Below are 13,031 nucleotides of genomic sequence, written 5' to 3'. Positions count from 1 at the left end.
CTTTTGTATTTAATCTGGATTTGAATCTGTTTCAATAGCGAATAAGCGAGTTAACTTTGTTATTAGGCAGAAGCTTTCTGCCTCCAAGAAAGTCCAATTCGATGATAAAGTTGACCTGGACTATTTCACCTCCCAACTTATTCAAAAGCTGGCAGGCTGCTGCCGCCGTGCCGCCAGTGGCTAGTAAATCGTCATGAAGCAAAATTTGCTCTCCTTGGTGTATGGCATCTTTATGAATTTCTATAGTGTCGCTTCCGTATTCAAGATCATAAGCTTGAGAAAATGTTTTAGAGGGAAGTTTTCCGGGTTTACGAATAGGAATAAAGCCAACTCCAAGCGCTTTGGCCAAAAGCATACCAAATAGGAATCCTCGAGATTCTATACCTACCACTTTGTCAATTTGTTTTCCGTCAAGTCCTTCAATTAGTTTTGAGAGAGCAAATTCACAAGCTTTAGGATTAATCAATAAGGGCGTGATGTCTTTATAGCTAATACCTTCCTTGGGAAAATCGGGGATAGTTCTAATATAATCTGTGAGTTGCATGATAATTGTGATTTAATGTTTGGTAAAAGTATAAAAAGAAATATATTTGCACTCCCAAAACGGCCACGTGGCGCAACTGAATAGCGCATCTGATTACGGCTCAGAAGGTTGCAGGTTTGAATCCTGCCGTGGTCACAAGATTTTTACCTAAACCCCTGTAAATCAGGGGTTTTTTATTTAGAGGCGTGCCCGATTTGGATTAGGATAAATTAATTTAAGGTTTTGAACTTTATTTAGAGACCAGAACGGCCAAAATAAACAGCAGATAGAACAACCAGTAAAATAATTGAATCCCCGCGATTATTCTGTTTTCGTTTTTAGCAAGCCACCGGTTTTGGTGATTTAACTTTACAAATTTTTCGATCAATTTCGTTACTGCATATTTATTCCAGAGATAAACAAATATTCCTACAGCTATAACAAATATGGATTTTTCTAAGACAGACATTTTTTTGAATTTGGGCTATATTTATACCTATTAATTGCTGAATCAAATAAAAGCTAATATATAATTAAGCCAATGACTTTTGCTATTAATTTATCTCGTATCGATTTCATATAAAGCAGAACCATAAAAAAACCTCTGCCAGTATTGGCAGAGGTAAATTAAATTAGATTTAGTTAAAGATTAGAAAGTAATATTCAGTTGAGAAAAAATTCGAGCTCCATCAATACCAAACTGAGTCGTCTGCCATGGATACTTGAATCTTCCAACGAAGTCTAAGTTTCTGTCCTGAGGGTGACCGCCTCTTCCAGCATAAGCCTCTGCAAATGTATCTGGAAATACGTCAAACAGATTATTTACACCTAGAGTGAAGTTAATTTTGTCGGTAAATGCATAGTTGAAACTTAAGTCTGTTAAAGTCTTACCACCGTAGGTGGCATCATCTACAGGGTTGGTAGGGTGACGGTAAGTTACGGAGCCGTAATACATCAGTGATAAATTTGCAGTCAACTTATCAATTTCATAGCTTGCCGTCCCTATAATTTTTTGTCTAGGTCTCCAGGTTTCCACCCTGGAAACATCTTCTCTGGAAAATAAGTCATCGCCCAGGTTATTGTTTTCAATAAATGAAGGGAAATTGGTGCTTTGTACTTCAGTTTTATTGAAGTTAGCAGCAATACTACCGCTCAAAAAACCACGTCCTATCTCAATATTATTGTAGCTGTAAACAATATCTATTCCCTGAGTCCTGGTATCTATAGCATTCAAAAAGAAGCCGGCAGAACCTACACCCACACTGCTTAGCGTTTGATCAATTGGGCTGTTTGGATCTCCTGTAGCTGTAACCTGGCCGGAGAGTACAATCCTGTCATCAACATCGATCTGGTAGGCATCTATAGTAATTCCAGAATTTCGACTAAACCTGTAAGTCATACCTCCGCTTAAGTTAAAAGAGGTTTCTGCATCCAATTCCGGAATGCCTAAAGCTCTTAAGGCCGGATTTTTATTATCTAAAATACCATTTTGCTGAACTCCATTGACTGTCAGTGTTGTAGTGGTTGCCGTATAGTAAATTTGATGTAGGGCTGGTGCTCTAAAACCATTACTTACAGAACCTCTAAAGACAAGCTTATCGTCTAAGGTTTTAACACGAGAGGCTAGCTTCCAGCTCACGTTAGAGCCAAAATCCGTATAATTTTCATACCGCAAAGCACCACTGACCAGAAAAGACTCTGTGAAGTCTGCTGTAACATCTGTATAAACCCCAAAGTTAGATCGGTAGTTATCAGATACATTTTCCGGGCTAAACCCTCCAAAAGATTCAGATCCGGTTCTGTCGGTAGGGTCATTTGGAGTTCCATCTCCGTAAGAAGCGAATTCACCTTCTTCCGTGACGTAACGCTCTGTTCTTTGTTCCACACCAAAGGCTAAAGTCAAAGCTTCAAGACCTGTATCGTAAAAGGTTCTGTCTATATCCAAATTGTTTACAACATGACTAAACTGGTGAGCACCATTATAAAAATCTGATGGGCTACTTCCACCGAAGGACTGGTTGAAAGAATCTTTTATATAATAGTCAATTCTATTTTTACCTAAGGTAGAACTTAAATCGAAATTCCATTCATTGTAGGTTGTTTTGAGCCCTAAAGCAAAGGTGTGGTCCTTAATGTGAGGAGCCATTTTAGCTAAAAAGAAATCCTGATCCGGGTAAATGGCCTGAAACCCAGAGACCCAGTAAGGAACTCTCGCAAACTGAGGAGCCGATCCTTCTCTATTGGTCAGTGTACCAAACGAGTAAATCTCGGTCTGAGATTCTTCATCGAGCTCAAAACCAACATTATAGGCAAAGTTGGTTATTTGCGATTCCGGTAAGCCCACCTGGAAACCTGCGCTTGGATTTCTATCCAGGAAGCTTCTCAAATCACTGGTGTTATAGGCTGTATTGTCTGTAACACCCCAGTAATTAGCCTCATCTTCAAGACTTGTAATTTCTCCTGCACGTTGTGTGGTTTGAGATTCCATATGGCTCAGGGTGAAATTGGCATAGCCTTTAGGTCCTAAATCTATACCAAAACCAGACTCTAGCTGATACATCTCTCCATCACCGCGGGTAGTAGTACTAAAATTTGTATTGATAAAGGGATCTACTTCTTTTTTCATAACTAAATTAATCACCCCGGCAATCGCATCAGAGCCGTACTGTGCAGCAGCACCGTCTCTTAAGATTTCAACGCTTTCTAAAGCTGCTGAAGGGATAGCTTTCATATCAACACCTACTTCACCGCGACCTGCTGTTACATAACTATAGACGAGTGCACTCACATTTTTTCGCTTTCCATTTACCAGAACTAATGTCCTACTTGGCAGAAGACCTCTCAGGTCGGCTGGATTGAAGTGAGCCGCAGCATCAGAAACAGGTTGCTCGGTGGCATTATAGGAAGGGACTCGCATCATCAATTGCTGATCTATGGCAGGTCTTCCTGTTTTTTCCAATTCTGAGGTTTTGAAATTATCCACAGCAACGGGGGAATCAAAAGAGGTTCGCGGTTTACCACGTGTTCCAACTACCACGACGGCGTCTAGTTGTCCGGCATCTGGCTTCAGCTGAACTTCCACACTGGATTTACCATCTACATTTACTTCTTCGTTTTTGAAACCTACATAAGAAACAACCAGAATGCTTTTATCTTCTGGAACTTGAAGGGAGAAATTACCATCAAAATCAGTTTGAGCACCAATACTGGTACCTTTTACGACTATGTTGGCTCCAGGGAGTGGATTACCATCCTTGTCCACAACTGTACCGGTGACTTGCCTGTCTTGAATCACTTCTTCGGTGATTGCAACCGGATTTACAGCTGCTGTCAGCACCACCTGGTCTCCATTAAACGCATAATCGAAATTGGCTTTTGCACCAATTTCTTTTAAAATATCTTCAAAAGCTAAATTTTCAGCCTTCACACTTATTTTTCTGGTTTCTTCAATTTCATTGACATCATAAAAGAACTTATAATTAGACCTTAATTTGATGTCATTGAGGATATCAATAAGGGCTGCATTTTCATAGTCAACAGATAAGCTTTGCTGCAAGTTTGTATTTGCAAAACCCTGCCAGGCTAAAAAGATGGATAAGACAAAACTTAGTAGTGTTTTTACTGTTGAACGTTTTGAAATGAAACCTGTGTTCATTTCCACTTGACTTTTGTGAATTTTCATCATAACATGTTTTTAAATTAATATTCTACTTAATCACTGGTGGTTGGCTTTTTTTTCGGTTTGAAAATGCTGACGTGTTTGCCTTTGATTTCATACTCAAAATGAGAACTCAGGGCAATTGTTTCTAAAGTTTCCCTGAGAGATTCATCCTTAAATTCACCTCTGTATTTATTATCCCAAATATCGTTTACAGTATTTGTGATGATAACATTATATTTTCTCTCGAGTTTATTTTTCAATTCTAAGAAGGTTAAGCCATCTATGATCAAGATATTGTCAATCCAGGAATTAAAGTCACTTGCCACTACACTGTTCCTTTTTAGACTTTCGTTTGATTTTTCAAATACCGCCTGTTCATTGGGTCTCAGATTCAAGGGGTTTTTATCATTTTCGGGTGTATATACCTGTACTTCACCCTCCATAAGAGTAGCTTCTGTACTGGAGTCGTTAGAATAGGAAGAGACATTGAAATGCGTGCCCAGGACTTTCACAGTCAGACTTGGCGTGGTGACTATAAAAGGCTGTTGTTTATTTTCGGTCACTTCAAAATAAGCTTCACCAACCACCTCTACAGTTCTGGTTTTTAAATCCCTGCCAAAATGCTTTGGAAATCTAAAACTTGTCCCTGAATTCAGCCATACCAGAGTGCCATCAGATAGTTTAATCTTAAGTTTTTCGCCGTATGGAATATCTATTTGGGTGGCAGATGTGTCTTTTGCAAAAATTTCAGGGCTCCCAAAATCTAAAACACCTCCCGATTTGCGGGCTATGAGCTCGCCAACCTCGGTTTCAATATTCGAAGTCGACTTTTTATCTATAACCTGAGTACTCCCGTCAGGAAGTGTAATTTGAATCTGCTTTATGCTTTCATTAGCGTCGTTTTGGCTAAGACTCGTTTTACTCCTTGTCAGTATTTCTGAATTTTGAAAGAGAAGGCCTAAAGCGATTAAGACCGCCAAACTTGCAGCAAACGAAATAAAGTGCAGTTTTCGTTTACGCCTTCTTTTTTTCAAGTGAAGCTTCTGATAAAATATTTCAAAAGCTTTATCGGAATCAAACTGCAAGGGAATGACATAGGAATGGGAGCGAATCCTTTTCTTAAAAGTTTTAAGATGTTCCGGGTCGTTCATCACCCAGTTTTTTAAACGGATTCTTTCCTCGGCCGTAAGGCTACTGTTCAAATATTTTATAATAAGTTGTTCTGAGTTCATTTGAATAAAATGTAATCTTCCTACTTATAAGATGCAGTTTTGTTAAAAAACCCCTATCTATTATCGATTTAATTAATTAATATCCTTAATTTGTTGATTATGGAAGACAGCGTTTTTATTGAAAAACTGAAAACAGGAGATGAAATCGCTTACAAAATTTTGTATGAAAAATACTATGAATGGCTCTGTAACTACGTTTTTAGGCTGTGTGAAAACAAAAAACTATCTGAAGATATTGTTCAGGATATGTTAATGAAGTTTTATCAGAAACGCGAGCACATCAACATCACAAGTTCCTTAAAAAACTATTTATTTACATCCTGTCACAATCAGTTTTTGCAACATTTACGAAAAAAAAAGATATGCTTTGATGACTTGGATGCCATTAAATGGGAGGTGATTGCAAGTTCAGTAAATCCCCAGGAACTTCCTCAAAAGGATAGATTAAAACAACTACATCAGCTTATCGACGAGCTGCCTGCAAGGTGCAAGGAGATTTTTATAAAAAGCAAGTTGGAAAATACAAAGTACAAGGATATCGCTATCGACATGGACATTTCTGTCAAAACTGTGGAAAATCAAATGTCTAAAGCTTTAAAGCATCTTAGAAAAAGAGCGAATTTATTTGCCTTATAAGGACAAAAAGCCTCAGAAGTTTGACATAAACCTATATCCCGCAACAGGAAAGCTTTATCACAGCGACCTGGTTTTAACTTAAATAAAATTTAAAAGACGTTCAGTAGCTTCTTCAGAAAAAATACCATCATAATTCATGGCAATGCTCAAGGGGTCCATACGAAGTAAAAAACGGCAGGCATTATCATCAATATCTACGAGTGGATTAAATAAAGCTGCACTAATGTGAGGAAGTAATGGTTCTAAATCACTGTCATAGACGTTTTCTAAATTGTGCTGTACAATAAGCTCTGGCTTGGAGTCTAATATTTTCTCTAGAAAAACTTCAGTTGAGGTTTGTAATAAACCAAGATAAATAAGATCAGGGTTAATTAGGTTTTTGTATTTTAATCTGTAACTCTCAATCAGGTTTATGCGCTTCATAACAGAGGTTTAAAATGTAAAAGGGTAAAATTCAGGATGATAACATTTTATAAAGTTAGCTATAATTTTATCAACTTACAAAATTCTCCTTCATTTTTAATTTAAATGCATAGAGACGATAGATGATTTTTTTACTTATTATTTGTAATTTAAGCCTCTCTATAAAATTAAACCCTTTTGAATCTATGACTACAAATAAGTTCATTTACCTCGCTTTAATTTCGGTGATATGGTTTTCATCTTGCAAACAAGATAATTTTCCAGAATTCGATACCTGGGTCCCCTATGATGAAACAGGCTTAATCGAAGCAAACGCAGAAAACGAGTCTCAACGCTTACGCTACAAATTAATTCAGTCTAAAGTTACAGATAGGAATGAAATGATTAACACCATCATTTCTCAGCTCGATGGTTTTTCAGCAGAAAGGTATTTAGAACTCACGCCACTTATTTTAGATAAAGAAATTGAAACCCTACAGGATCAAATTTCAGAAGGTCTTTTTTCTTATAAAGAATTATCTCAATGGTACCTGTATAGGATTGCTCAATTTGAGAGCAATAAGGACTTAGCTTTAAATGCTATGATTTCAGTCAATCCAAATCTTATAGCTCAGGCTGAACAAATGGATGCCGGATCTTTTGCCAGTAACCACCCCTTACGCGGTATGCCCATAATTGTAAAAGACAATATCAACACGGAATCTATGCCTACAACAGCAGGGTCGGTCGCTTTACTAAATAACCGGACAGAAAACGATGCCGAAGTTGTGGCAAACCTAAAATCCCATGGAGGTCTCATATTGGGTAAAGCAAATTTGAGTGAGTGGGCCAATTTCCTTTGCGCGGGTTGTCCAAACGGATATAGTGCTGTGGGTGGACAAACCTTGAATCCGTATGGTTTAAGACGGTTTGATACGGGTGGCTCAAGTTCAGGTAGCGCAGTGGCTGTAGCTGCAAATTATGCGGTGGCCGCCGTTGGTTCTGAAACCTCTGGCTCTATTTTGTCACCGTCTAGTCAGCAGTCTGTGGTAGGTTTAAAACCCACCATCGGAATTCTTAGCCAGGAGGGAACTGTGCCTATTTCAGGTACCTTGGACACGCCTGGACCTATAACCAAGACCTTAAAAGACAATTCGATTCTCTTTTCGGCCATGGCTTCTCCAAGAAGTAAATCCTCACCTTCCAAAGTGCCCTGGGAAATTGAAGTACGAAAAAACTTAGCCGGTGTTAGACTTGGGGCATACCAGTCTTACTTACAGGATTCCTTATACCAGCAAGCTATTAAAGATTTAAAAAAGCTCGGTGCTGAGATTATTGAAATTGATCCCAAACCAATGAACTTTGAGGGCTTTAGCGAATTGCTAAGCGGTGATATGAAAATAGATTTAGAAAAGTATTTGGAATTATATGCCTCAGATGAGGTCGAGGTGAAACAGGCTTATGACGTCATGCAATTCAACCTAAAAGATTCAACGCTTAGAATCCCTTATGGCCAGGCAAGATTTGAAGGTATTGAAGACTTAGACTTAACCGAACATGAGCTTGTTGAAATACGGAGAAATCTTTTGCTGGCAGGCATTGATTATTTCGAAAAACCTATGCAAACACATAATCTGGATGCGGTCATATCTATTAATAACTATAATGCAGGTCAGGCCGCAGCCGCCAAATATCCGGCCTTAACGGTTCCTATGGGATACACTGCTGAAGGTGAGCCCGAAGGCCTTACCTTTATTACAAAGCCTTATCAGGAATCTGATATTTATAGCTTTGCGAAACTCTATGAACAAGCCTCTCAAAAAAGAAAATCCCCACAATTATACGCTAATTAAATTCATATACAGATGAAAAATTCAACTATTCATATTTTAGTTTTCAGCCTTTTTTTATGCTTTACGAGTCCGTTACAGGCTCAGATTGCAGAAGAACATTTTGGTTATATGGATCTTTTCGATTTACAAATGGTTTCCAGCCCTGCGATTTCACCGGATGGGAAAACCATTATTTATGAAAGGCATCAGTTTGATGTGATGACCGATCGGCGACTGGTCAATCTCTGGCAAATTTCATTTGACGGTACAAAGCATTATCCGATAACTACAGGAACAAAATATTATGGTAATGTGACCTGGTCTCCTCAGGGGGATAAGTTCGCTTTCACCTCCAATCAGGAAGGTTCCAATCAGCTCTATGTGTATTGGCTGGATTCCAAAACTACCGCAGCCATAACCAATTTTACAGAGAGCCCTTCCAGTATAAGCTGGTCACCAGATGGTTCTCAACTCTTATTCAGTAAGTTTGTTCCGGAATCTTCGAAAGCAATTAAAGCCAACCTGCCCAAACCCCCTTCAGGTGCTCAGTGGGAGGAAGGTGCCGACGTTATAGACAAAGCCGTTTACAGACGTGATGGTGGAGGATACGTTCAGGATGGTTATCGCCATCTTTTTGTTATTTCTGCCGCTGGCGGCACAGCACGTCAAGTAACCTCCGGATCTCATCAATATGGCTCACCTTCCTGGGCGCCGGATGGGAAACACATTATATATACCGTGGATAAATCTAAAGATGCCGAACTCGATCCCAACAACGAGCAGATTTATCAACAAAACCTGATCACAGGAGAGGTGAAACAACTCACCAGCGATCGCGGCCCGTATTATTCTCCGAAGATTTCGCCTGATGGTAAATACATCGCTTATGCAGGCTTTAAGGATGAGTTTGTAGGTTATCAATTGACAGAGCTATATTTGATGAATAGAGAAGGAGGGGGTGTTCAGGTCTTGTCGGAAGATTTTGCTCAGGATATCTCTTCAGTCACCTGGGCACAGGATAGCAAGTCCATCTACTTTAGATATGATGAGGAGGGAAATAGCAAGATTGGAAATATAGATTTACAGGGGAATACCAGGACCATTGCGAAAGACCTGGGTTCAGCCAGTATAGGCAGGCCTTATGGTGGTGGAAGTTATTCCGTGTCAACTGATGGCCGTGTGGCGTTTTCTCATGTGACCACTTCTACACCTTCCGAACTCGCTGTAGTCCGCAGTAAATCAAATTCAAAACCAAAGCTTTTAACCCATTTAAATGAGAATCTTTTAAAGTCAGAGAAATTAGGTGAAGTCGAAGAATTTTGGGTAGAGTCTTCGGTTGATGATTTTAAAGTTCAGGGATGGATCATTACCCCGCCAGATTTTGATCCTTCAAAAACATATCCCTTAATTCTTGAAATTCATGGTGGGCCTTATACCAACTATGGCTCCCGCTTTTCACCGGAACTGCAGTTTATGGCCAGTAAAGGCTATGTGGTGGTGTATACCAATCCACGAGGAAGTACAAGCTATGGAGAAGACTTTGCAGCTTACATCAATCACAATTACCCAAGTGAAGATTACAACGACTTGATGGACGCTACAGATTATGTAATCGATCAGGGATATGTAGATACAGATAACTTATTCATCACCGGAGGAAGTGGAGGCGGAGTGCTTACCGCCTGGTCTATTGGTAAAACAGACCGTTTCCAGGCAGCTGTTGTTGCCAAACCAGTTATTAACTGGTATAGCTTTGTATTAACCGCAGATGCTTCACCATTCTTTTCTAAGTACTGGTTCAAAGATATGCCATGGGAGTCACCAGAAGATTATTTGAAGTTTTCTCCAATTTCGCTGGTAGGCAACGTGAAAACACCAACCATGTTATTGACAGGTCAGCAGGATTATAGAACGCCAATGAGTGAAACCGAGCAATATTACACGGCTTTAAAACTTCAGGGGATCGACGCTGTGATGGTCCGCATTGCAGGTTCCGGCCATGGCATAGCAGGTAAACCAAGCAATTTGTTCAGGAAAGTAGAATACATTACAAACTGGTTTGATAAGTATAAGAACTAATTTGGTTATTGATTTTTACTCTGAACCTACCCTTTAAGATATGCAGGCGGGCCTGCCTGTCCAAGTCACGCAGGCAGGTTGGAATCGAACCAGATTTAAGATAGGGTATCACTTTTTGTTTAATAAGTACTAAAATAAAGGTGAAAACTAGGTTGTAAGCCAATTAGTTTTCACCTTTAATGTTTTATAGTTTATGTCTCAAATCACCACACTTACAATTTTAACTTACCAGGGATTCACTGATAAATTCTGGGCCTTGTCCATGATGCAATTTGGTCATCGCTATATGAAATCCGTTAAAGGGCTGAGTTTTTATAAATTACTGGGCAGTGGAAAGGAAAATTTCAATCCATTACCAGACTGGAATGTGTACGCTGTTTTACAGGTGTGGGAGGATAGAAGCTTCGCTGAAGATTTTTTTGAAACTCATCCCCTGAGCGATGTGTATCTGAAGCATACTCAGAAGATGGAAGTGCTTTACCTGGAAAGTATTCAGGCCAGAGGCTTGTGGAATGGTAAAAACCCCTTTCAGTCGTCGGTTCAGCCTAAAAACATTGGTGAGGAAGATCAAATTGCGGTGATTACCAGAGCCAGTATTAAAACCAGCCAGCTCTTAAAATTCTGGAAATTTGTTCCCGAGTCTCAAAAACCCCTGGAAAACGCGAAAGGTCTGGTGTATACTAAAGGATTTGGGGAATTACCATTTGTAGAAATGGCTACGTTCAGTATTTGGAAAAATATGGAAAGTCTTCAGGCTTATGCTTATCAAAGTCATGAACATATCAAAGCCATTCAAAAAACCAGAACGCTGGACTGGTACAGTGAAGAACTCTTTTCGAGATTCCGGCTTCAGAACAGAGTAGTGTTAAAGCCCTAAGTATTGAACCCACTTTTTAAATGCCTCATAAATCCCTTGATAAAAGGGGAGGAACTTAAGTTCATGATAATTTTTAAATCCTCCTGAAAAGAGGACTTTTCATCCAGAAACCTGAAGATCGTCTGAATAGAATTGTTTTTATACATTCTATAAAATAACTCTTCTCCAAAGTGATTTTCTTTGGTAAGAACTTCCAGAAATATTTTGTCGTAATGCTTGTATTTAACCGGCGTTGAATCTTTATAAAACTCCTGTTTCGATTTCAGAAATTTGATGATGTTTTGACTTTTGCGTTCGCAATTCTTAAACGAATATCCCGAAGAAGCTTTAACCCAACCCCCTGCAGTACCGATTTTGATGATATGTTTCTGGTTATAATCTTCAAAAGGAAAATTAGTCATCGGAATAATGCCTTTTTCGGTTTCAAGTATGGTGTAGCTATCAGTCTGAAGATGTTCCGAAATGTATTTTTTTAAGTAGTCATCGTAAGTCGATTCCTCGACCACATCAGGACTGAAGTAAGTAAATTCTACAAGAGCTCTGTTAGGTGAGAAAGGTAAGATGTAAGTAAAACTTGTGCTTTCCCCATCTTTCAAATCGAAGTCCATCATCGTGAACATGGAGTCATCGAAAACAGGTTTTTCAGTTTCTATAATCCACCCTTTGAAATGCTGGGCAATATTGAGATAACTGTCGTCTTTTATTGAGTAACTCATCGGAACTCGAGAATCGAACACCAAGTTGGCTTTATATTTTTGTTGATCGGTAATCACCACAGCAGCTTCATCGGCCTGCATGATTTTTTGAACCTGCTCAGTTTTCCAGGTGAAGTTAGGTTCTGGGAGTGTTTTTTTGGCGTGATCGTAAAAGTCAGCTGACCTTAGGGTCTTATACCTGTATTTCTTCAGATTGAGAGGAATATATTCTCCATTAGCCTTCACGAGCCCTTTGTCCCAGGATTTGGAGATGATGTTATCCCAATTCCCTGTGCCTTTTTCCCAGAAACTCCAGGTTCTGTCGTTTTTGTCTTTGGCATCTTTATCTAAAATCAGAATAGATTTGTCTTCAAAAAAAGCATCAGCAGCCATGGCGAGGGCAAGATTCAATCCTGCTGCACCAGCTCCTACGATGATATAATCATATTTAATAGTAGACATAGAAATAGATAAAAAATACGAGTTGAACCAGATAGAGGTGAAAGGAAATCAGAAAATTCCCCTTAATTTTAGCAAAATGAAAGATCAGGAGAAAGATAAAAGAGATGATACCCCAGGCGATATAATTATCCACCGGAGCATAGCCGCCGGTAAATTCCCAAAAATCAAAAATAGGCGCAATCTTTTCCATGAATAGATCCAATAACAGCATCATGAATGTTCCCAGTAACGACTTCAGAAAAATATTATCCGATAATTTGTTGGCAACAGCACCACATATAAAGGTAAGCATGGCCCAGTTTATGCCAATCAGCAGGGGAACACCCGAAATTTTGGGCCCGAAGTTATCTCCGTAAGCATATTCCCCAAAAAATAAACCGAATGTAACGCCCAGGTATTCGACAAAGACTCCTGACAGACCAAAGAGAAAAAAGAAAGCCCATTTTTTGAGGGTGTCCATCGGGAAGAAAAAAATCAGGGCCATAAACATAATCAGCAGGTTGAGTGCAGTCCTGCTTGCAAACCAGTCTTGAAAACCTAAACTAATACCTATGATTCCTGAGATATGAAAAAGCCATAGTATACCAATGGCAATGAACACATATTTCTTTTCGCTAAACAGGCTTTTCATG

11 protein-coding genes and 1 tRNA gene are annotated in these 13,031 nt (G+C 39.2%); 5 read left to right on the top strand and 7 right to left on the bottom strand.

The window, feature by feature from the left end; translation table 11 throughout:
* Positions 1-31: 31 nt before the first annotated feature.
* The gene (locus tag BLP81_RS04950; protein WP_093366453.1) at positions 32-544 is read right to left on the bottom strand and encodes an adenine phosphoribosyltransferase; all 513 of its coding nucleotides are present in this window, start codon (positions 542-544) and stop codon (positions 32-34) included.
* Between the two features lie 61 nt (positions 545-605).
* Here BLP81_RS04950 and BLP81_RS04945 point away from each other — a divergent pair.
* Positions 606-679, top strand: a tRNA-Arg gene (locus tag BLP81_RS04945).
* 94 nt (positions 680-773) lie between these two features.
* On the opposite strand, the gene BLP81_RS04940 is transcribed toward BLP81_RS04945, so the two are convergent.
* From BLP81_RS04940 to BLP81_RS04930, 3 genes are all read right to left on the bottom strand, one after another.
* On the bottom strand, positions 774-992 hold the full coding sequence (locus BLP81_RS04940) for a hypothetical protein (RefSeq protein ID WP_093366450.1): 219 nt from the start codon (positions 990-992) through the stop codon (positions 774-776).
* 180 nt (positions 993-1,172) lie between these two features.
* Positions 1,173-4,205 carry a TonB-dependent receptor gene (locus BLP81_RS04935; RefSeq protein ID WP_245686413.1) on the bottom strand — a complete coding sequence of 1,011 codons (3,033 nt, stop codon included), beginning with the start codon at positions 4,203-4,205 and terminating at the stop codon, positions 1,173-1,175.
* A gap of 29 nt (positions 4,206-4,234) precedes the next feature.
* Entirely contained in the window at positions 4,235-5,416 is a 1,182-nt protein-coding gene (locus tag BLP81_RS04930) for a FecR family protein (RefSeq protein WP_093366442.1), read from the bottom strand.
* 99 nt (positions 5,417-5,515) lie between these two features.
* Here BLP81_RS04930 and BLP81_RS04925 point away from each other — a divergent pair, with 99 nt between their 5' ends.
* Positions 5,516-6,052 carry an RNA polymerase sigma factor gene (locus BLP81_RS04925; protein ID WP_093366439.1) on the top strand — a complete coding sequence of 179 codons (537 nt, stop codon included), beginning with the start codon at positions 5,516-5,518 and terminating at the stop codon, positions 6,050-6,052.
* Between the two features lie 78 nt (positions 6,053-6,130).
* Here the strand turns inward: BLP81_RS04925 and BLP81_RS04920 are convergent, their stop codons facing one another.
* Positions 6,131-6,475, bottom strand: coding sequence for a hypothetical protein (locus BLP81_RS04920; RefSeq protein WP_093366436.1), 345 nt, complete (start codon positions 6,473-6,475; stop codon positions 6,131-6,133).
* Positions 6,476-6,660: 185 nt separating this feature from the next.
* On the opposite strand from BLP81_RS04920, the gene BLP81_RS04915 reads away from it, so the two are divergent.
* From BLP81_RS04915 to BLP81_RS04905, 3 genes are all read left to right on the top strand, one after another.
* Positions 6,661-8,307 (top strand): amidase family protein, encoded by a 1,647-nt coding sequence (locus BLP81_RS04915; RefSeq protein WP_093366884.1) that lies wholly within the window; start codon positions 6,661-6,663, stop codon positions 8,305-8,307.
* 12 nt (positions 8,308-8,319) lie between these two features.
* A complete protein-coding gene (locus tag BLP81_RS04910) occupies positions 8,320-10,365 on the top strand; it encodes a S9 family peptidase (protein ID WP_093366433.1) in 2,046 nt (681 codons plus the stop codon).
* A 193-nt stretch (positions 10,366-10,558) separates the two neighbouring features.
* Positions 10,559-11,242 carry a DUF3291 domain-containing protein gene (locus BLP81_RS04905; protein ID WP_093366430.1) on the top strand — a complete coding sequence of 228 codons (684 nt, stop codon included), beginning with the start codon at positions 10,559-10,561 and terminating at the stop codon, positions 11,240-11,242.
* On the opposite strand, the gene BLP81_RS04900 is transcribed toward BLP81_RS04905, so the two are convergent.
* Both BLP81_RS04900 and BLP81_RS04895 read right to left on the bottom strand, forming a co-directional pair.
* Positions 11,239-12,399, bottom strand: coding sequence for a lycopene cyclase family protein (locus BLP81_RS04900; RefSeq protein WP_093366428.1), 1,161 nt, complete (start codon positions 12,397-12,399; stop codon positions 11,239-11,241). The two genes, BLP81_RS04905 and BLP81_RS04900, sit on opposite strands and share 4 nt — an antisense overlap.
* Entirely contained in the window at positions 12,386-13,030 is a 645-nt protein-coding gene (locus BLP81_RS04895; protein ID WP_093366425.1) for a carotenoid biosynthesis protein, read from the bottom strand. Before BLP81_RS04895 ends, BLP81_RS04900 begins: the two co-directional genes overlap by 14 nt.
* Position 13,031: the final 1 nt, after the last annotated feature.

It is taken from the genome of Psychroflexus sediminis (genome assembly GCF_900099815.1).
Classification (GTDB): Bacteria; Bacteroidota; Bacteroidia; order Flavobacteriales; family Flavobacteriaceae; genus Psychroflexus; species Psychroflexus sediminis.
Note: the sequence above shows the minus strand (reverse complement) of the source record. Positions and strands in the feature narration are given on the sequence as shown.

Coding starts and splice junctions, on each gene's coding strand:
- BLP81_RS04930 (WP_093366442.1), bottom strand. CDS start 5,416: ATGAACTCAGAACAACTTATTATAAAATATTTGAACAGTAGCCTTACG.
- BLP81_RS04925 (WP_093366439.1), top strand. CDS start 5,516: ATGGAAGACAGCGTTTTTATTGAAAAACTGAAAACAGGAGATGAAATC.
- BLP81_RS04950 (WP_093366453.1), bottom strand. CDS start 544: ATGCAACTCACAGATTATATTAGAACTATCCCCGATTTTCCCAAGGAA.
- BLP81_RS04935 (WP_245686413.1), bottom strand. CDS start 4,205: ATGAAAATTCACAAAAGTCAAGTGGAAATGAACACAGGTTTCATTTCA.
- BLP81_RS04895 (WP_093366425.1), bottom strand. CDS start 13,030: ATGAAAAGCCTGTTTAGCGAAAAGAAATATGTGTTCATTGCCATTGGT.
- BLP81_RS04940 (WP_093366450.1), bottom strand. CDS start 992: ATGTCTGTCTTAGAAAAATCCATATTTGTTATAGCTGTAGGAATATTT.
- BLP81_RS04915 (WP_093366884.1), top strand. CDS start 6,661: ATGACTACAAATAAGTTCATTTACCTCGCTTTAATTTCGGTGATATGG.
- BLP81_RS04920 (WP_093366436.1), bottom strand. CDS start 6,475: ATGAAGCGCATAAACCTGATTGAGAGTTACAGATTAAAATACAAAAAC.
- BLP81_RS04900 (WP_093366428.1), bottom strand. CDS start 12,399: ATGTCTACTATTAAATATGATTATATCATCGTAGGAGCTGGTGCAGCA.
- BLP81_RS04905 (WP_093366430.1), top strand. CDS start 10,559: ATGTCTCAAATCACCACACTTACAATTTTAACTTACCAGGGATTCACT.
- BLP81_RS04910 (WP_093366433.1), top strand. CDS start 8,320: ATGAAAAATTCAACTATTCATATTTTAGTTTTCAGCCTTTTTTTATGC.